The sequence below is a fragment of the Streptomyces xingningensis genome (assembly GCF_054957865.1).
In genome coordinates this window covers 14261-33399 of sequence record NZ_JBDJPF010000057.1, presented here as the reverse complement: position 1 = coordinate 33399, position 19139 = coordinate 14261, and the positions used below count along the sequence as shown (strand labels likewise).

Sequence of the window (19139 nt, the reverse complement as noted above, 5' to 3'; positions counted from 1 at the left end):
CTACAGGCGCTCGGGGGTACGGATGCCGAGCAGCGCCATGCCCTGGTGCAGGGTGCGGGCGGTGAGGTCGCACAGGAACAGGCGGTTCGCCACCTGCTCGCCGGTGTCGGCCTTGAGGACCGGGCACTGGTCGTAGAACGCCGTGAAGTGCGAGGACAGCTGGTAGAGGTAGGAGGCCAGCTTGTGCGGCTCATACGACGCCGCGACCTCCGCCAGGGTCTCGCCGAACTGGTCCAGATGCAGGCCCAGCGCCCGCTCGGCCGGCGCCAGCGCCAGCCCGGGGTGCGCGGCGGGCCGGGTGTCCCCCGCCCTGCGGATGATGGAGCGGATCCGGGCGTAGGCGTACTGGAGGTAGACGGAGGTGTCGCCATGGAGCGAGACCATCTGGTCCAGGTCGAACTTGTAGTCGCGGGACGCAGAGGTCGACAGGTCCGCGTACTTCACGGCACCGATGCCGACCTGGGTGCCGTTCTCGATGATCTCCTGCTCGGTGAGGCCCACCTTCTCGGCCTTCTCCCGCACCACGGCCGTGGCCCGCTCGATCGCCTCGTCCAGCAGATCCACCAGCCGGACCGTCTCGCCCTCCCGGGTCTTGAACGGCTTGCCGTCCTTGCCCAGCACCGTGCCGAAGGCCAACTGAACGGCGTGCACGCCCTCGTTCAGCCAGCCGATCCGGCGCGCCGTCTCGAAAACCATCCGGAAGTGCAGGGACTGCCGGGCGTCCACCACATAGAGCAGGGTGTCCGCGCCCAGGTTCCGCACCCGGTCACGGATCGCCGACAGGTCGGTGGCCGCATAGCCGTAGCCGCCGTCGGACTTCTGCACGATCAGCGGCACCGGCTTGCCGTCCGGACCCTTGACGTCCTCGAAGAACACACACAGCGCGCCCTCCGAGCGGACCGCGACCCCGGACTCCTCCAGCAGCCGGCAGGTCTCCGCCAGCATCTGGTTGTAGCCGGACTCGCCGACCACGTTCTCGTCGCGGATCTCCATGTCGAGCTTGTCGAAGACCGAGTAGAAGTAGATCTTCGACTCGTCGACGAACCTCCGCCACAGGGCCAGCGTCTGCTCGTCCCCGGCCTGGAGGTCCACCACCCGGCGGCGGGCCCGCTCCTTGAACTCCTCGTCGGAGTCGAAGAGCGCCCGCGACGCCTTGTAGAGGCGGCCGAGGCCGGACATGGCCTCCTCGCCGGAGACCCGCTCGTCCTTGTGATCCAGCTCGTGCGGGTGCTCGAAAAGGTACTGGATCAGCATGCCGAACTGGGTGCCCCAGTCGCCGATGTGATGACGGCTGATCACCTTCTCGCCGGTGAACTCGAGGATCTTGACCATCGAGTCGCCGATCACCGCCGACCGCAGATGGCCGACATGCATCTCCTTGGCCACATTCGGCTGCGCCCAGTCGACGACCGTGGTGCCCGGCTTCTCCTTGAACGGCACTCCCAGGCGCTCGTCCGCGGCGCGCGCGGCCAGCGTCTCGATGATCGCCCGGTCGGCCACCGAGATATTGAGGAAGCCGGGGCCGGAAACCTCGAGGCCGGAGATCAACTCGCCCTGGGGCAGGCCCTCGACGACCTTGGCCGCCAGCTCCCGCGGGTTGCCCTTCAGCCTCTTGGCCAGCGCCAGCATGCCATTGGCCTGGAAGTCCGCCCGGTCGCTTCGGCGCAGCAGCGGGTCGGCGGCGCCGGCCTCCGGCAGGGCTGCCGAGAGGGCATCCGCGATGCGCTGATGGAGCGTGGAAGCGAGGGAGGGAACCGAAGCCATGGGGTGGGTGCCATTCCGGTAGACGGCGATGGGGATGGCACCGAGTATCCCACGCCCCTATCACAGGTTTCGCGTGCAAATTCGCCGGACTGTTCGAAGTCGGACGGGCAACCCCGGGGGCGGTGGCGCCGTCTGGGACAATGGGCATGCCAGGACCGTAAGGAAGGAAGTGCCGTGGCTCAGGCTCAGAGCACCGAGGCCGACTGGGTCTCCCGATTTGCCGACGAGGTCATCGCCGAAGGCGAGCGCCGCGCCCCCGGCAAACCGATCGTCGTCGCCTCCGGCCTTTCCCCCTCCGGCCCGATCCATCTGGGCAACCTCCGCGAGGTCATGACCCCGCACCTGGTCGCCGACGAGATCCGGCGCCGCGGATTCCCGGTGCGCCACCTGATCTCATGGGACGACTACGACCGCTACCGCAAGGTCCCGGCGGGTGTCCCCGGCATCGACGAGTCATGGGCCCGGCACATCGGCAAGCCGCTGACCTCGGTGCCCGCCCCGGCCGGCTCCGCGTACCCGAACTGGGCCGAGCACTTCAAGGCCGCCATGGTCGAGGCACTGGCCGGGCTGGGCATCGAGTACGACCCGATCAGCCAGACCGAGCAGTACACCTCCGGTGTCTACCGCGAGCAGATCCTGCACGCGATGAAGCACCGCAAGGACATCGACGCGATCCTCGGCCAGTACCGGACGAAGGACAAGGCGACCGGCAAGCCCAAGAAGCAGCAGAAGCCTCTCGATGAGGCGGAGCTGGAGGCGGCCGAGGGTTCCGGCGCCGCGAGCGAGGACGACGGCAGCGGCTCGGGCGCGGCCTACTTCCCGTACAAGCCCTACTGCGCCGCCTGCGAGCGCGACCTCACCACCGTCACCGCCTACGACGACGAGACCACCGAGCTCGCCTACACCTGTGTGTGCGGCCACTCGGAGACCGTCCGGCTGAGCGAGTTCAACCGCGGCAAGCTGGTCTGGAAGGTCGACTGGCCGATGCGCTGGGCCTACGAAGGCGTGATCTTCGAGCCCTCCGGCGTCGACCACTCCTCGCCCGGCTCCTCCTTCGTGGTCGGCGGGCAGATCGTCCGCACGGTGTTCGGCGCCGAGCAGCCCATCGGCCCGATGTACGCCTTCGTGGGCATCAGCGGCATGGCCAAGATGTCCTCCTCCAAGGGCGGCGTGCCCACCCCGGGCGATGCGCTGAAGATCATGGAGGCCCCGCTGCTGCGCTGGCTCTACGCCCGCCGCAAGCCCAACCAGTCCTTCAAGATCGCATTCGACCAGGAGATCCAGCGGCTCTACGACGAGTGGGACAAGCTGGAGGCCAAGGTCGCGGACGGCAGCGTGCTGCCGGCCGACGCCGCCGCCCACGCCCGGGCCGCCCGCACCGCCGCCGGTGAGCTGCCGCGCACGCCCCGCCCGCTGCCGTACCGCACGCTCGCCTCGGTGGCCGACATCACCGCGGGCAACGACGACCAGACCCTGCGCATCCTCGGCGAGCTCGACCCCGGCAACCCGGTCACCTCGCTCGACGAGACCCGGCCCCGGCTCGACCGGGCCGAGTACTGGATCAACACCCAGGTCCCGGCCGAGCAGCGCACCCTGGTGCGCGCCGAGCCCGACACCGAGGCCCTGGCCGCGCTCGACGACCAGGCCCGCGAGTCGCTGCGCCTGCTGCTCGAGGGCCTGGACGAGCACTGGTCGCTGGACGGGCTGACCACGCTGGTCTACGGCGTGCCCAAGGTCCAGGCCGGGCTGGCGCCGGATGCCAAGCCCACCCCGGAGCTCAAGGTCGCCCAGCGCTCCTTCTTCGCGCTGCTCTACCACCTGCTCGTCGGGCGGGACACCGGCCCGCGGCTGCCCACGCTGCTGCTGGCGGTGGGCGCGGACCGGGTGCGCAAGCTGCTCGGCGCATAGCCGGTGAACGTGTTGGAGGGGGGCCGCCGCGGCGGCCCCCCTCCAACAACGTTCCGGCGCTTATTTCTTGTTGGCGGCTATTTCTTGTTGGCGGCCGCGACCGCGGCGACGGCCTCCTTGGCCGCGTTCTTGGCGTTCTTCATCATGTCGCTCGCATCCGGTGCCTTGGCGCCCTCGTAGCCGGTGCCGCTGAACTTCAGGGTGATCACGACATTGCCCGTGCGGGCGACGACCGACTCGTTCTGGAACTCGTCGCCGTCCTTGTTCTTGGTGACCGTGGAGACCGTGCTCGCCGAGTCACCGACGCCGCCGGCCTTCTGGATCTTGGCGTTCTTGGCGCCGTCCTCCTTGGACACCTTCTGCACCTGGTCGTCCGCGAACTCCTGGGCGCGCTTGTCGCCGGAGCCCTGGTTGGGGTCGGCGGAGAGGTTGTTGAAGGTGATGTTCAGGAAGCGGAACTGGTAGTCGTTCAGGCCGTTCCAGGAACAGCCGTCGACGAAGGGCTCGCCCCCCTTGTTCTTCGCCTTCGGCACCAGCTGGTCGATCGTCTTCCCCGAGAGCGACTTGCAGGCATCGGGCAGCTTGGCGTACTTCACGGCACTGACCGAGGGCGTGCCGCTGGTTTTCGCCGACGGCGCCGAAGCCGAGGCGGACGGAGTGCTCGAGGTCTTCTTGGACTCGGAGCCCGAGGAGCAGCCGGCGGCTACGAGCATCACCGGTACTGCGGCGCAGGCGAGGATTCGGGCGAGTCGCGGGGCTGTTCGTCGGTGCATGGATCCTTCGCTCATTCGGTGCGGGTGTGTGTTCCGCGCGGGGCGGCCGTGGTGCGTGTCCCCTCCCTACGCGCACGGTACGCGGCCCCGCCGCGGTGGCGGCCGAAATGGCGGTATTACTCGCCGGGCGGTTGGGGGCCGGGGCGCTAGTTGCCGAAGTGTCCCGAGTCGAGCTCTCGGGCCAGTGCGTGCGCCTTGTGTTGCATGTCCTGGCTGCCGGGGAGGTGCCGCTTGTCGGCCGGCCACTGGTCGTAGGCGAGGGTGACCAGGATGTTGGCGGACCGGAAGACCACCTTGACGTCCCGGTGCACCGCGGAGCCGCCGGACGTCAGGTTGTCGTCGATGAACGCCTCGTCGCCGAGGTCGTCCAGGGTGCGCGAGGCCAGGTCGGGGCCGGCGGAGGGGCCGGCCGAGGGGGTGGCGGAGGCCGAGGGGCCGACCGTGCGGGCCGGGGTGCCGGCCGCCCTGGGGTCGTTGTTGCCGCCGGCGCCGGCCGAGGGCGTCGAGGGGGAGGACGGGGGCGCCGTGGGCGTGGGGGAGGCGGGGATGTGCGCGGCGTCGGCCAGCCGTGTGTACAGCTGCTGGGCCCGGTCCTCGTCGCTGAGCCCCGGCTGGTAGGAGACCACGCGCTCGAAGTCGATGGCCAGGTGCCGGGTGCCGTCCGGCGTCTCCTGCTTCCAGCGGCAGCCGACCCGGCGGTCCGTGTCATAGGTGATGGTGGCCTGGCCGTGGTAGAGCTTCTCGGCGTCCTGCTCGCTCAGCTCCTCGTCGGAGGGCAGCAGCCGGCGCAGGGTGTCCCGGTTCACATAGCCGCAGGGCTCGGGGAGGTTGCGGTATTTGCCCGGCTGGGCGGCGGGCGTTGCGGCCTCGCCCTGGCCGGGCTTGGGGTCGTCGGCCCCGCCGCCGGAACCGGATCCCGAGCTGCATCCGGCGAGACCCGCTGTGAGCACGGCGGCGGCCAGTGCTGCTGCCGGTGCGTACGCCCTCCGCTGCACTGTCCGTGGCTCCTTTCGCCCTTCGCCCGAAAAACGGTTGCCGCCCCGGGACAGCCGCTGGACACAATGTGTACCGCACGCGCCGCCCGGCCGCTGGTCCGCCGTCGTGAATCAGGTGATTGGTCCGGCTTTTGCGTTATCTGGTTTTTCAGGGGAATGAGGAAAATATGCCGTACACCGAGCTGCCTGGCGCCCGAGTGCCGATCCGCATGTGGGCGGATCCGGCCACGGTCGAGGACGTCGCCATGCAGCAGCTGCGCAATGTCTCCACCCTGCCCTGGGTCCAGGGCCTGGCCGTGATGCCCGATGTCCACTTCGGCAAGGGCGCGACGGTCGGTTCGGTGATCGCCATGCGGGGTGCGGTGTGCCCGGCGGCGGTGGGCGTGGACATCGGCTGTGGCATGTCGGCGGTGAAGACCTCGCTGACGGCCAATGACCTGCCGGGCGATCTGTCGCGGCTGCGCTCGAAGATCGAGGAAGCGATTCCGGTGGGCTTCTCGATGCATGACGACGCGGTCGATCCGGGCCGGCTGCACGGCTTCCCGACCGCGGGGTGGGACGACTTCTGGGGGCGGTTCGACGGGGTCGCGGAGGCGGTCAAATTCCGTCAGGGCCGGGCGCTGAAGCAGATGGGAACGCTCGGCGGCGGGAACCACTTTTGGGAGCTTTGTCTTGACGCGGAGGATTCTGTCTGGATCATGCTGCACTCCGGTTCCCGGAACATCGGCAAAGAGCTGGCCGAGCACCACATAGGCGAGGCCCGCAAGCTCCCGCACAACCAGGGGCTGGTCGACCGTGACCTCGCGGTCTTCGTCTCGGATACCCCGCAGATGGCCGCCTACCGGCACGACCTGTTCTGGGCGCAAGAGTATGCGCGACTCAATCGCGAGATCATGATGGCGCTGTCTCAAGATGTGCTGCGCAGGGACTTCAAGAAGGCCAAGGTGACCTTCGATCCGGTCATCTCCTGCCACCACAACTATGTGGCGGAGGAGACCTACGAGGGCATGGATCTGCTGGTCACCCGCAAGGGAGCGATCCGCGCGGGCGGTGGCGAGTACGGCATCATCCCGGGCTCCATGGGCACCGGCTCGTACATTGTGCGGGGCCTGGGCAACCCGGACTCCTTCAACTCCGCCTCGCATGGCGCGGGCCGCCGGATGAGCCGCAACGCGGCGAAGAAGCGGTTCTCCGCGCGGGACCTGGCGGAGCAGACCCAGGGCGTGGAGTGCCGCAAGGACGCGGGCGTGGTGGATGAGATCCCGGCCGCCTACAAGCCGATCGAGCAGGTCATGGAGCAGCAGCGGGACCTGGTCGAGGTGGTCGCCAAGCTCAAGCAGGTCATCTGCGTCAAGGGCTGACGCGCCGGAAGGGCTGACGCGCCGGGCCCGGCGTCAGGCGTCCTGCGGGTACCAGCGCAGTTCGACCGTGTTGCCGTCCGGGTCCAGGACATAGACCGACTGGGCGTCGCCGCGGGCGCCGTAGCGCGTCACGGGGCCCTCGACGACGTGGAAGTCGCCGGAGTCGATGACGGTCTGCCAGTCCAGGGGGTCGACGACCAGGCAGATGTGGTCGACATTGGACTCGCCGCGCTCCCGCCCGGCCAGGTCGATGATGGTTCCGGGGGTGACCCGCACCGAGGGGAACGGGACCTTGCCCGCGCGCCACTCGTCCACCCGGACCGGCTCCAGGCCGAGCCGGCCGCTGTAGAAGGCGAGCGAGCGCTCGACGTCGGAGACGTTGAGCACCAGGTGGTCGAAGCCGGTCACGCGCATGATGGTCTCCTCGGTGGTGTCGTCCGCTCCGGTGAACCCAACCCCGTCCCGGACGGCCCGGCGATCGGCTGTTGGTCCTCGGTCAGAGGTCCCGGTGCACCTTGGTGTTGGACGCCTGGGCGCGGGGGCGGACCACCAGCAGGTCGATGTTGACGTGGCTGGGGCGGGTGACGGCCCAGGTGATGGTGTCGGCGATGTCCTCGGCGGTCAGCGGCTCGGCCACGCCCGCGTAGACGGCCGAGGCCTTGTCCTGGTCGCCGCGGAAGCGGTGGACGGCGAACCCCTCGGTCCTGACCATGCCGGGGGCGATCTCGATCACGCGCACCGGCTGCCCACAGAGCTCCAGGCGCAGGGTTTCGGCGATGACATGGGCGCCGTGCTTGGCGGCGACATAGCCGCCGCCTCCCTCGTAGGTGGCGAGGCCGGCGGTGGAGGAGAGGACGAGCACCGTGCCGTCGCCGCTCGCGGTGAGGGCGGGCAGCAGGGCCTGGGTGGCGTTGAGCACGCCGAGGACGTTGACCTCGTACATCGCGCGCCAGTCGGCGGGGTCGGCGGTGGCGACGGGGTCGGTGCCGAGCGCGCCGCCCGCGTTGTTGACCAGGACGTCACAGCGGTCCAGGGCGGCGGCGAAGGCGTCGACCGCGGCGCGGTCGGTGACGTCGAGGGCGTGGGCGGTGGCATCGGGGAGCTCGGCGGCCAGTGCCTCGATGCGGTCCTTGCGGCGGGCGGTGAGGACCACGCGGTAGCCGGCGGCGGCCAGTTGGCGTGCGGTCGCGGCACCGATGCCGCTGCTCGCGCCGGTGATGACTGCGGTGCGGGTGCTCATGCTGGGCCTCCTGGTGCGTACGGGCGTCTGCGCGCAGAATATTCCGGGTCAGCCGCCTCGTGGTGCGTACATGATCACCACCACACCGGCGAGGCAGACCAGCGCCCCGAGTACGTCGTACCGGTCCGGGCGGAAGCCGTCGGCGACCATCCCCCAGGCGAGCGAGCCCGCGACGAAGACGCCGCCGTATGCGGCGAGGATCCGGCCGAAATGCGCATCCGGCTGGAGCGTGGCGACAAAGCCGTACGCGCCCAGCGCGATCACCCCGGCGCCGATCCAGATCCAGCCGCGCCCCCCGCCGGAGTGGCTGCCGCGGGTGCCCTGCCAGACGAGCCAGGCGCCGCCGATCTCCAGCAGGGCGGCGAGCAGGAAGAGGGCGATGGAGCGGGCGATGAGCATGGATTCCTAGGGCCAGACCAGACAGTAGGGCTGGTGGCCCGCCTCGTGCAGTCGGTGGGAGAAGTCCTGCCACTCGTGCAGCAGGCGGTAGACCGTGAACGCGTCGCGCGGGCCGCCCCGGTCGGGGACGGTGGACCAGATGAAGGCGGCGGCGCCCACCGACTCCTCGCCGATGCCGCGCAGTGGGTCGACCACGGTCATGGGGAGCTTGACGACGGCGTAGTCGGGGTGGAGGACGACCAGTTCCAGCGGGGGGACCTTGTGCAGGGGTATGCCCTGGATGCCGGTGAGGACCATGGCGGCCACCGTCTCCGGCTTGATCCGGGTGAACATGCCGCCCATGCCCAGTTCGTCACCACCGAGCTCCTCGGGACGCATGGAGATCGGCACCCGGGCCGCCGTGGCACCGTTGGGCGCCCCGAAGTACTTGTAGGTCACCCCCACTCGGCCACTCCCGCTCGTGCTGTGATCCCCGGGCGTCCGGGGCCGTTCCTCACGGCGGTGCCGGCCCCGGTGCGACCGCCGGGAACGCTCGGGCCCCAGGTCGTCGGTGCCCTCGCCGAGTTCGCCACCGCGCTGCATATCTCCACCCGATCGCTTTTCTACGCAGCACAGCCCCCGCCGCGCAACCCGATCATCGTCTCAGAGACCTCCCCCGTGCCAGGCGTGCGAAACGCCCGGACGCGACTGTCCTCGGCGCTCTGAGACCATGGCTAGCGTGAGCTACCCATTTGAAGCCCCAGTCTCGCAGAAGCTCTATGAACGCGCGGCGGTCGTGACGCCCGGCGGCGTGAACTCTCCGGTGCGCGCGTTTCGAGCCGTGGGCGGTACGCCCCGGTTCATGGTGTCCGGCACCGGTCCGTACCTCACGGACGCGGATGGCCGGGAATATGTGGACCTCGTGTGTTCCTGGGGGCCGATGATCCTCGGCCATGCGCATCCCGAGGTGATCGAGGCGGTGCAGCGGGCCGTCGCGCGGGGCACCTCCTTCGGCACGCCCGGCGAGGGCGAGGTCGCGCTGGCCGAGGAGATCGTCGCCCGGGTCGAGCCGGTGGAGCAGGTGCGGCTGGTGTCGTCCGGTACCGAGGCGACGATGTCGGCGATCCGGCTGGCGCGCGGCTTCACCGGCCGTACCAAGGTGATCAAGTTCGCGGGCTGCTACCACGGGCATGTGGACGCGCTGCTGGCCGCGGCCGGGTCCGGGGTGGCGACCTTCGGGCTGCCGGACACCCCGGGCGTCACCGGTGCCCAGACCGGGGACACCATCGTGCTGCCGTACAACGACCTCGAGGCGGTGCACGAGGCGTTCCACCGCTACCCGGGGGAGATCGCCTGTGTGATCACCGAGGCGTCGCCGGGCAACATGGGCGTGGTGCCGCCGCTGCCGGGCTTCAACGCGGGGCTCAAATCGGCCTGCGAGAAGAACGGCGCGCTGCTCATCTCCGACGAGGTCATGACCGGCTTCCGGGTGAGCCGGGCGGGCTGGTACGGGATCGACGGCGTCAAGCCCGACCTGATGACCTTCGGCAAGGTCATGGGCGGCGGCTTCCCGGCGGCGGCCTTCGGCGGCCGGGCCGAGGTGATGGCCCAGCTGGCCCCGGCGGGCCCGGTCTACCAGGCGGGCACGCTCTCCGGGAACCCGGTCGCGACGGCGGCGGGCCTGGCGCAGTTGCGGCTGCTGGACGAGGCGGCGTACGAGCGGGTGGACGCGGTGTCCGCGGAGATCCGCGGCCTGGTGAGCGAGGCGCTGGCCAAGGAGGGGGTGGCGCACCGCCTCCAGACGGCCGGGAACATGTTCTCCGTCTTCTTCACGGACCGTGAGGTGACGGACTACGAGCGGGCCAGGACGCAGCAGCTGTTCCGTTTCACGGCGTTCTTCCACTCGATGCTGGCGAACGGCGTGTATCTGCCGCCGTCGGCCTTTGAGTCGTGGTTCGTCTCGACGGTTCATGACGGTGCGGCGGTCGAGCGGGTGGCGGCGGCGCTGCCGGCGGCGGCCCGGGCGGCGGCCGAGGCGACGGAGGAGGCGAAGTGAGCGGTCCGGAGCAGAGTGACATCACCGTCGTCCACTTGATGCGCCACGGCGAGGTGCACAACCCGGATGGCGTGCTGTACGGGCGCAAGCCCGGTTATCACCTGTCCGAGCTGGGGCGGCAGATGGCCGACCGGGTGGCGGAGCACCTCGCCGGGCGGGACATCACCCATGTGGTCGCCTCGCCGCTGGAGCGTGCGCAGGAGACGGCGACGCCGATCGCCAAGGCGCATGGTCTGGATCTGGCGACGGACGAGCGGCTGATCGAGGCGGAGAACGTCTTCGAGGGGAAGACCTTCGGGGTGGGCGACGGCGCCCTGCGCAAGCCCGCCAACTGGAAGTACCTGACGAATCCGTTCCGGCCCTCCTGGGGCGAGCCCTATGTCGAGCAGGTGGTGCGGATGATGGCCGCGCTGGGCGCGGCCCGGGACGCGGCCCGGGGGCGCGAGGCCGTGTGCGTCAGCCATCAGCTGCCGATCTGGATCGTGCGGAGCTTCGCCGAGCGGCGTCGGCTGTGGCATGACCCGCGCAAGCGGCAGTGCACGCTGGCCAGCCTGACGACGTTCACCTACCGGGGCGACAAGATCGTCTCGGTGGGTTACAGCGAGCCGGCCCGGGATCTGGTGCCCAGGCATCTGCTGGCGGGGGCCAAGCCGGTCAAGGGCGGGGCCAAGGCCTTCGGGGCGTAACGACCAAGGTCGTAAGCCGGACCGCGGTACTCGACGCGCCCCCGCACCCAGTGTCGTCTTATATGGATGGCATGGGTGCGGGGGCGCGTCGAGTACGAGCGGAGACGGCGACATGCGCGACATCGGCCGCAGAGGTCTCCTCGGCACCGTGCTGGGCGCCGCCGCCGCGCAGGCCGTCGCCGGCTGTTCGCCGGACACCGGCGGCAATGCGATGGTGTCGAAGGCGCGGGAGCAGGCCGTGGCCAGGCCGATCGGCGACGGTTCCACCGCCGATGCCGGGCCGCAGCCCAATCAGCCGCCGCCACCCGAGCGACTGGAGCCGGGGCAGCGGCCTCCGCAGTTCGTGGTCTTCTCCTGGGACGGCGCGGGCGAGGTCGGCAATGGCCTGTTCCCGCGATTCCGGAAGCTCGCCGGGGAGCACGGCGCGCGGATGACGTTCTTTCTGACCGGGCTGTACTGCCTGCCGGAGGCGAAGAAGCGACTGTACGCACCACCGAACAACCGGGTCGGTGCCTCCAACATCGGTTATCTGCGCGATGAGCACATCAGGGCGACGTTGCGGAATCTGCGCGAGGCCTGGCTCGAGGGCCATGAGATCGGCACTCATTTCAACGGCCATTTCTGCTCGGGGGCCCGCTCGGTCGCCTGGTGGACACCGGAGCAATGGGAATCGGAGATCCACCAGGCCGTCTCCTTCGTCACCTCCTGGCGGACGAACACCGGATTCGCCGATCTCGATCCGCTGCCCTTCGACTACCGCAAGGAACTCACCGGCGGACGCACCCCGTGTCTGCTCGGCCAGAAGAATCTGCTGACCGCCGCCGCAAAGCTCGGCTGGCGGTATGACGCGAGTTCTTCGGGCGGGCTCCAGGTATGGCCGGGGAAGAAACAGGGGTTGTGGGATCTGCCCCTGCAGCTCATGCCCTTCCCCGGCCACTCCTTCGAGCTGCTTTCCATGGACTACAACCTCCTCGCCAATCAGTCGGGAAACTCGACCAAGGGCCCGCCGGCCCGGTATCCGGTCTGGCGGCGGCAGGCCACCGATGCGTATCTCGCCGGATTCCGGCGGGCGTACGAGACCAACCGGGCGCCGTTCTTCATCGGCAACCACTTCGAGGAGTGGAACGGCGGCATCTATATGGACGCCGTCGAGGAAGCACTCAAACGCATCGCCGACGGGAAGCACAAGGATGTGCGGCTGGTCTCCTTCCGGCAGCTCGCCGACTGGCTGGACGCACAGGACCCGGCGGTTCTGGAGGGGTTGCGCAGACTGAAGGTCGGCCAGAAGTGGGTGCGCGGCGGTTGACGGTGGCCCGTGAGGGGGGCGCGGAAGATCGCCGAAAAGGGCATGCGAAACTTTTCACATGAGTGCCTGCCGCGCCCTTCGACGCAACCGCAACCGCCGTCGTACCACCGCAACGGCCATGGGTTCCGTTCTCGCCGCACTGATGCTGAGCGCCTGTGGGTCGGGCAGCTCGGGGGGCGGTGGCGAGACCCAGTTCATCCAGGGCAAGGGCGGCGTGGACCGCGTCAAGGACCAGGGTGCCCGCAAGGACGCGCCCGAGCTGTCCGGAAAGACGCTGGAAGGCCAGGAACTCAACGCCACCGAGAAGTTCAAGGGCAAGATCCTGGTCTATAACGTCTGGGGCTCGTGGTGCTCCCCGTGCCGGGCCGAGGCGAACGGCCTGGCCAAGGTCGCCAAGGAGTACCAGGACAAGGGCGTTCAGTTCGTCGGCATCAACACCCGGGACCCCGACCCGTCCCAGGCCATTGCCTTCGAGAAGGAGCACGAGGTCTCCTATCCGAGCCTCTACGACTCGGCCGGCAAGCTGATACTGCGCTTCCCCGCGGACAGCCTCAATCCGCAGGCCATCCCCTCCACGATCTTCGTGGACCGCAAGGGCAAGATCGCCGCGCGGGCCCTCAAGGCGCTGAGCGAGGACGACCTGCGCGCGACCCTCGACCCGCTGGTCGCGGAGCAGTGACCGCCGTGTACACCCTTGCCGCCGCGGGCGACAACCAGACGGTGCTGACCGGAGCGCTGCTGCTGGCGCTGCCGGTGGCGGTGCTCGGCGGACTGGTCTCCTTCTTCTCGCCCTGTGTGCTGCCGCTGGTGCCGGGCTATCTGTCGTATGTCACCGGGGTCAGCGGCGCGGACCTGGCCGAGGCCAGGCGGGGCCGGATGCTCGCCGGGTCCGCGCTGTTCGTGCTCGGTTTCAGTGCCGTCTTCGTCTCCTTCGGCGCGTTCTTCGGCTACTTCGGCAGGACCCTGAAGGAGTACCAGGACACGATCTCCACGGTCCTCGGCGCCCTGACGATCGTGCTGGGCCTGGCCTTCATGGGCCTGCTGAGCCGGTTCGGGCAGCGTGAGTTCCGCTTCCACACCAGGCCCGCGGTGGGGCTGGCCGGAGCGCCGCTGCTGGGCGTGGTCTTCGGGCTCGGCTGGACGCCCTGTATCGGGCCCACGCTGGGGGCCGCCCTGTCCCTCTCCTACAACCAGGCGAGCGCGGGCCGGGGGGCCCTGATGACCATCGCCTACTGCCTCGGCCTCGGCCTGCCGTTCGTCCTGGCGGCCGTCGCCTTCCGGCGCGCGCTCGGGGCGTTCGGCTGGGTCAAGCGGCACTATGCGTGGGTCATGCGGATCGGCGGCGGGATGCTTGTCGTGGTCGGCGTGCTCCTGGTCACGGGCGCATGGGACTACCTGGTCCAGGACCTGCAGACGTGGACCAACACATTCACCCCGGGGATCTGAGCAATGACCGACACCGATAGCACCCCCGCCCCCGCCGAGGCGCCGGACGAGGCGTCCGCCGCCGACCGGATGTCCACGGCCCCGGCCGAGGACACCGGCGAGGCGGTGCCCGGCTCCTTCGGCGGGGTGCGCAAACCCGGTGCGCTGGGCCGGCTCGCCTGGTCCGGGCGGGAGGCCTTCGGCTGGCTGCGCTGGATCTGGCGCCAGCTGACCTCGATGCGGGTCGCGCTGCTCCTGTTGCTGCTGCTCTCGCTGGCCACCATCCCCGGCTCGCTCATCCCGCAGACCAGCGTCGACTCGGTCAAGACCGACAGCTGGAAGCAGGCGCACCAGTCGCTCACCCCGGTCTACGAGAAGCTCCAGCTCTTCAACGTCTACAGCTCGGTGTGGTTCTCCGCGATCTACATGCTGCTGTTCATCTCGCTGATCGGCTGCATCGTCCCGCGCACCTGGCAGTTCGTCGGCCAGCTGCGCGGCCGCCCGCCGCGCGCCCCGAGCCGGCTCACCAGGATGCCCGCCTACGCCACCTGGCGCACCGAGGCGGAGCCGGAGCAGGTGCTGGCCGCGGCGCGCAAGCTGCTGCGGCGCAAGCGGTTCCGCACCGAGGCGTCCGATGACTCGGTCGCCTCGGAGAAGGGCTATCTGCGCGAGGCGGGCAACCTCCTGTTCCATGTCGCCCTGATCGTCATGCTGGTGGCCTTCGCCTCCGGGCAGCTGTGGAAGTCCGAGGGCGGCAAGCTGGTCGTCGAGGGCGACGGTTTCTCCAACACCCTCACCCAGTACGACGACTTCAAGTCCGGCTCGCTGTTCAGGCCCTCGGACCTGCCGCCGTTCAGCTTCACCCTGGACGGCTTCACCGCCACCTATGAGCGCACCGGCCCGCAGCGGGGCACCCCGCGCACCTATGCCGCGCACCTCACCTACCAGGAGGGTGCCGACGGCGCCCCGCGCAGGACCACCATCAAGGTCAACGAGCCGCTGGAGATCGGCGGGGCCAAGGTCTACCTCCAGGGCCACGGCTACGCCCCGGTGGTCACCGTCCGGGACGGCCAGGGCAACATCGTCAAGCAGGGCGCGGTGGCCTCGCTGCCGCTGGACCCCAACATCACGGAGAATGTCATCCTCAAGATCCCGGACTACCGGGACAAGGACGGCAAGAGGGGCCAGATCGGCTTCACCGGAAACTTCGTCCCGACGCTGGACCTGCGGACCGGCAGGATGGCCTCCCAGTTCCCCGACCTGGACAACCCGGTGCTGGTGCTGACCGCCTACCAAGGCGGCCCAGGCAGCCTGGGCATCGACTCGGGCCTGCCGCAGAGCGTCTACAAGCTCGATGTGTCGAGGATGAAGCAGTTCAAGACCCCGGACGGCAAGAAGTTCTCGGATCTCCTCAAGGTCGGCGAGACCATGACGCTGCCGAACGGTGCGGGCACCCTGCACTTCGACGGCATCAAGAGCTGGGCCACCTTCCAGATCTCCCAGAAGCCGGGCGACGGCCCGGCGCTGGCCGGGGCGGTCGCCGCGCTGGTCGGGGTGGCCGGTTCGCTGTTCATCCGGCGCCGCCGCGTCTGGGTGCGGGCCGTGCGCGGCGCGGACGGGCGTACTGTCGTGGAGCTGGCCGGTCTCGGACGCAGCGAGTCCGCGAAGGTGCCCGAGGACCTCGCGGACCTCGCGGCGGCCTTGCAGGGCGACGCCCCGGTGGCCCCGGATGACCCAGCCGACCCCGTAGACCCCATCGAATCGTCCGAACCCTCCGAAGGAGCGCGCGCGTGAATCTCGCCGCCGCAGCCAACGAGAACATGGCCCATACCAGCAATGTGCTGATCTATTCGGCCATGGCCGTCTACACCCTCGCCTTCATCGCGCACATCACCGAGTGGGTGTTCGGCAGCCGCAGCGCGGTCGGCCGTACGGCCGCCGCGATCACCACCGAGCCACGGCCGGCGGTCGCGGTCACCGTCAAGAGCGCGCGAGCCGGCGGCGGTACGGCAGTGCTGGAGCGGCCCAAGGTCGTCACCCGCGCCGCCCCCGGCAGCCGGGCCGACATCCCGGACGGCCCGGGTGCCGCGGGGGGCAGCGAGAAGGGCGACCTCTACGGCCGGATCGCCGTCTCGCTGACGGTGCTCGCCTTCCTGATGCACGCGGGCGGGGTGCTCGCCCGGGCGCTGTCCGTGCAGCGGGCGCCCTGGGGCAACATGTACGAGTTCTCCACGACCTTCGGCATGTGCGCGGTCGGCGTCTACCTCGGTCTGCTCGCCGCCAAGAAGAACATCCGCTGGCTGGGACTGCCGCTGGTCACCACGATCCTGCTCGACCTGGGCCTGGCCGTCTCCGTCCTCTACACCTCCAGCGACCAGCTGGTGCCCGCGCTCCACTCCTACTGGCTGTGGATCCATGTCTCCTGCGCGATCCTGTCCGGCGCGTCGCTGTATGTGGGCGCGGTCTCCACGCTCTTCTACCGCTTCCGGGACGGCTATGAGACGCGCCTGGCGGCGGGCAGGACCGGCCCGGGCGTGCTGGCGAAGAAGCTCAGGACCACGCCCGCCGACCATCGCTGGACCCGCCTCGGCGTCCTGGTGCACATGGCCTGGGACAGCGCGCTCACCCGGCTGCCGTCCGCCGCCACGCTGGACAAGTTCGGCTACCGGATCAACGCGACCGTCTTCCCGCTGTGGACCTTCACCATCATCGCGGGCGCGATCTGGGCCGAGGCGGCGTGGGGCCGCTACTGGGGCTGGGACCCCAAGGAGGTCTGGTCCTTCATCACCTGGGTCGCCTACGCCTGCTACCTGCACGCCCGCGCCACCGCCGGATGGAAGGGCCGCAAGGCCGCCTATCTGGCACTGTTCGCCTTCGGCTGCTACATCTTCAACTACTACGGGGTCAACTTCCTGTTCGGCGGCAAGCACTCCTACTCCGGGGTCTGAATACTCCGGGGTCTGACGTCCGCGCCGCCCGACGGCCCGGGTACCGCCCTCCGACAGGCGGGATCCGGGCCGTCGTGGTACCGCTGGAGCCATGGAGATCCCCAGCCCCTACGGGTCCTCCGAGACCCATGGCGACATCCACACCCTCCGCTACGAGCTGTCCCTCCCCTACCCCCTGCCCCGGGTCTGGGCCGCCATTGCCACCCCCGAGGGCCTGCCGACCTGGCTGGCCGCCGCCGAGCCCTTCGAACCGCGCGCGGGCGGTGCGATCACGCTGCGCTGGCTCAACACCAACCGGGAGGGCGAGGTCACCATCGCGCCCGGCCGGGTCACCGCCTGGGAGCCGCGGAGCCTGGCCGAGTACACGGTCGAGGTGCACGGCCGGATCCGCTTCGAACTCGAACCCGCCCCCGCCTCCGTCGGGGGCACGCTGCTGCACTTCGCCAATGAGGTGCCGGGCACGGACGACGAGCGCCTGGACTGCCTGGCGGGCTGGCACCACCACTTCGAGTACCTGCTGCAGGCCCTGGCCGGGCATCCGGCCGACTGGCCCGCCTGGACGCCGGCCCGGTGGCGGGAACTGCGGTCGGAGTACCAGCAGGGGAAGCGGGAGCTCCCCTGAGGCGTGGCCGACGGGTCCGGGGGCCGAAGCCCCCGGAATCCCTCACCGCCTCGGCCGCGACCCCGGCTCCTGCCGGGGGACGTGCTGGGTGCGTCCCGGCAGGGTGGGCTTGGGGAGGTGGGAGACCTCCCACTTGGCCTCCTTGAGCTGCTCCTCCGTGTCGGCGGGCAGCCGCGGCGGCCTCGACGCCGGGTCCTGGAAGCCGAAGGCCGAGGTGAAGTCGCCAAAGGTGCGCCGCCGCCAGGCGCTGATGTTCGGCTCCCGCACCCCCGTCCAGCGCTCCAGGAACTGCAGCGCGGAGGTGTGGTCGAAGGCCTCGCCCGCCGCCCAACCGCCCACCGTCCATGGCGAGACGATCAGACAGGGCACCCGGAAGCCGCCGCCGATCGGCAGGCCCCGGACGAACTCGTCCTTGGTGCCCTTGGGCGGCACGGGCGGGGGCACATGGTCGAAGAGGCCGTCGTTCTCGTCGTAGTTGAGGATGAAGACCGTCTTGGCCCATACCTTGGGGTTGTCGGCGATCGCCTCGATCTTCTTGGCGACGAAGTCCGCACCGGCGGCCGGCAGGAAGTCCGGGTGCTCGGACTGCGGGCCGGTGGGGATGATCCAGGAGACGGCGGGCAGCCGGTCGTTGCGGGCGTCCTCCTCGAAGGTACCCTCGGGGAGCCTGCGCATTCCGCGCTCGTACAGCGGATTGCCGGGCCCGGCATCCTTGAACCGGCGGAACTCCTCCAGCATGTTGCAGCCGTAGTTGTCCTCCTCCTGGTACACCCGCCAGCTGACGCCCGCCGCCTGGAGGCGCTCGGCGTAGGTGGTCCAGCGGTACGGCGTGGGGGCGGAGTTGTCGGTGATCGGGCCGCCCCGGGTGCCGCCGGGATCGATGGTGCCCGTCATCCAGTAGAGCCGGTTGGGCCAGGTGGGGCCGAAGACCGAGCAGAAGTAGTTGTCGCAGATGGTGAACGCCTCGGCGAGGGCGAACTGGAACGGGATGTCCCGGCGGGTGTGATAGCCCATCACATACGGGCCGTTCTTGCCGTCCGCCTTGCGGTGCGCGGGCAGCCAGCGGTCCATCTTCCCGCCGTGCCAGGCCTCGTGCTGCACCTCCCAGGCGTGGCTGGTGGAGGGGATGGCCTGGGCGCTGGTCCGGTGGGTGTCCAGATGGAAGGGCAGCAGATAGCCCTTGGGGTTCTCGGCGTCCGGCTGGTAGAAGACGCTCCGTCCGTCGGACAGCCGCATCGCATGCGGGTCGGCGAAGCCGCGGACGCCCTTGAGGGTGCCGAAGTAGTGGTCGAACGACCGGTTCTCCTGCATCAGCAGGACGACATGCTTGATGTCCCGCAGTGAACCGCGCGCGGCCGGTCCGGCCGCGACCGCCTGTTGCACGCTCGGCGGCAGCAGCGCGAGTCCCGCGCCGCCGACGGCCGCACCCACCGCCGAGCCCAGGAGTCTGCGTCTGGTCAATTCGGGCATGGTTCATCCCTCCCTGAAATCGCGTCGGGCCACAGTGTGACCACGTCGACTCTCCCGGCACGGGGATGTCGGCAACAGGAGGGTGTAGGTGAAATCAGGGTCAAATGGCCGTGAAGCGGCGGGAGTTGGTAAGGATGGCCACTTTGCCAGCTAAATAGGATTACCCGATTGAGGGAGGAGTGTTTGGGCCAAGGGGCGGACCGGGGT

At 69.8% G+C, this 19139-nt stretch carries 18 protein-coding genes; 10 read left to right on the top strand and 8 right to left on the bottom strand.

Features of this window, described 5'->3' with window-relative positions; genetic code table 11:
• Positions 1-1764 (bottom strand): arginine--tRNA ligase, encoded by a 1764-nt coding sequence (argS, locus tag ABCR83_RS25250; RefSeq protein WP_462697473.1) that lies wholly within the window; start codon positions 1762-1764, stop codon positions 1-3.
• Between the two features lie 174 nt (positions 1765-1938).
• Here argS and lysS point away from each other — a divergent pair, with 174 nt between their 5' ends.
• Positions 1939-3672 (top strand): lysine--tRNA ligase, encoded by a 1734-nt coding sequence (gene lysS / locus ABCR83_RS25245; protein ID WP_462697472.1) that lies wholly within the window; start codon positions 1939-1941, stop codon positions 3670-3672.
• A 77-nt stretch (positions 3673-3749) separates the two neighbouring features.
• Here the strand turns inward: lysS and ABCR83_RS25240 are convergent, their stop codons facing one another.
• Positions 3750-4445, bottom strand: coding sequence for a DUF3558 family protein (locus ABCR83_RS25240; RefSeq protein ID WP_462697471.1), 696 nt, complete (start codon positions 4443-4445; stop codon positions 3750-3752).
• Positions 4446-4591: 146 nt separating this feature from the next.
• The gene (locus tag ABCR83_RS25235) at positions 4592-5440 is read right to left on the bottom strand and encodes a hypothetical protein (RefSeq protein ID WP_462697470.1); all 849 of its coding nucleotides are present in this window, start codon (positions 5438-5440) and stop codon (positions 4592-4594) included.
• Positions 5441-5607: 167 nt separating this feature from the next.
• Here ABCR83_RS25235 and ABCR83_RS25230 point away from each other — a divergent pair, with 167 nt between their 5' ends.
• Complete coding sequence (locus tag ABCR83_RS25230; RefSeq protein ID WP_462697469.1) at positions 5608-6801, top strand: RtcB family protein; 1194 nt, start codon at positions 5608-5610, stop codon at positions 6799-6801.
• 33 nt (positions 6802-6834) lie between these two features.
• Here ABCR83_RS25230 and ABCR83_RS25225 read toward each other — a convergent pair whose 3' ends face one another.
• The 4 genes from ABCR83_RS25225 to ABCR83_RS25210 form a co-directional block, all read right to left on the bottom strand.
• Positions 6835-7215 (bottom strand): VOC family protein, encoded by a 381-nt coding sequence (locus tag ABCR83_RS25225; protein ID WP_462697468.1) that lies wholly within the window; start codon positions 7213-7215, stop codon positions 6835-6837.
• 82 nt (positions 7216-7297) lie between these two features.
• Positions 7298-8041 (bottom strand): SDR family NAD(P)-dependent oxidoreductase, encoded by a 744-nt coding sequence (locus ABCR83_RS25220; RefSeq protein ID WP_462697467.1) that lies wholly within the window; start codon positions 8039-8041, stop codon positions 7298-7300.
• Positions 8042-8089: 48 nt separating this feature from the next.
• A complete protein-coding gene (locus ABCR83_RS25215) occupies positions 8090-8440 on the bottom strand; it encodes a YnfA family protein (RefSeq protein ID WP_462697466.1) in 351 nt (116 codons plus the stop codon).
• Between the two features lie 6 nt (positions 8441-8446).
• Entirely contained in the window at positions 8447-9022 is a 576-nt protein-coding gene (locus tag ABCR83_RS25210) for a hypothetical protein (RefSeq protein WP_462697465.1), read from the bottom strand.
• A gap of 127 nt (positions 9023-9149) precedes the next feature.
• On the opposite strand from ABCR83_RS25210, the gene hemL reads away from it, so the two are divergent.
• The 8 genes from hemL to ABCR83_RS25170 all read left to right on the top strand — a co-directional run bounded on the left by hemL (position 9150) and on the right by ABCR83_RS25170 (position 17462).
• The gene (hemL, locus tag ABCR83_RS25205) at positions 9150-10475 is read left to right on the top strand and encodes a glutamate-1-semialdehyde 2,1-aminomutase (protein WP_462697464.1); all 1326 of its coding nucleotides are present in this window, start codon (positions 9150-9152) and stop codon (positions 10473-10475) included.
• A 38-nt stretch (positions 10476-10513) separates the two neighbouring features.
• Entirely contained in the window at positions 10514-11161 is a 648-nt protein-coding gene (locus tag ABCR83_RS25200; protein WP_462697491.1) for a histidine phosphatase family protein, read from the top strand.
• Between the two features lie 112 nt (positions 11162-11273).
• A complete protein-coding gene (locus ABCR83_RS25195; RefSeq protein ID WP_462697463.1) occupies positions 11274-12467 on the top strand; it encodes a polysaccharide deacetylase family protein in 1194 nt (397 codons plus the stop codon).
• A 58-nt stretch (positions 12468-12525) separates the two neighbouring features.
• A complete protein-coding gene (locus ABCR83_RS25190; protein ID WP_462697462.1) occupies positions 12526-13146 on the top strand; it encodes a TlpA family protein disulfide reductase in 621 nt (206 codons plus the stop codon).
• Positions 13143-13913 (top strand): cytochrome c biogenesis CcdA family protein, encoded by a 771-nt coding sequence (locus ABCR83_RS25185; RefSeq protein ID WP_462697461.1) that lies wholly within the window; start codon positions 13143-13145, stop codon positions 13911-13913. The genes ABCR83_RS25190 and ABCR83_RS25185 overlap by 4 nt, the downstream gene beginning before the upstream one ends.
• A gap of 3 nt (positions 13914-13916) precedes the next feature.
• A complete protein-coding gene (resB, locus tag ABCR83_RS25180) occupies positions 13917-15686 on the top strand; it encodes a cytochrome c biogenesis protein ResB (protein ID WP_462697460.1) in 1770 nt (589 codons plus the stop codon).
• A complete protein-coding gene (gene ccsB / locus ABCR83_RS25175) occupies positions 15683-16840 on the top strand; it encodes a c-type cytochrome biogenesis protein CcsB (RefSeq protein ID WP_462697459.1) in 1158 nt (385 codons plus the stop codon). The genes resB and ccsB overlap by 4 nt, the downstream gene beginning before the upstream one ends.
• Positions 16841-16931: 91 nt before the next feature.
• A complete protein-coding gene (locus ABCR83_RS25170; protein WP_462697458.1) occupies positions 16932-17462 on the top strand; it encodes an SRPBCC domain-containing protein in 531 nt (176 codons plus the stop codon).
• Positions 17463-17504: 42 nt separating this feature from the next.
• On the opposite strand, the gene ABCR83_RS25165 is transcribed toward ABCR83_RS25170, so the two are convergent.
• Positions 17505-18932, bottom strand: coding sequence for an alkaline phosphatase family protein (locus ABCR83_RS25165; protein WP_462697457.1), 1428 nt, complete (start codon positions 18930-18932; stop codon positions 17505-17507).
• Positions 18933-19139 lie beyond the last annotated feature (207 nt).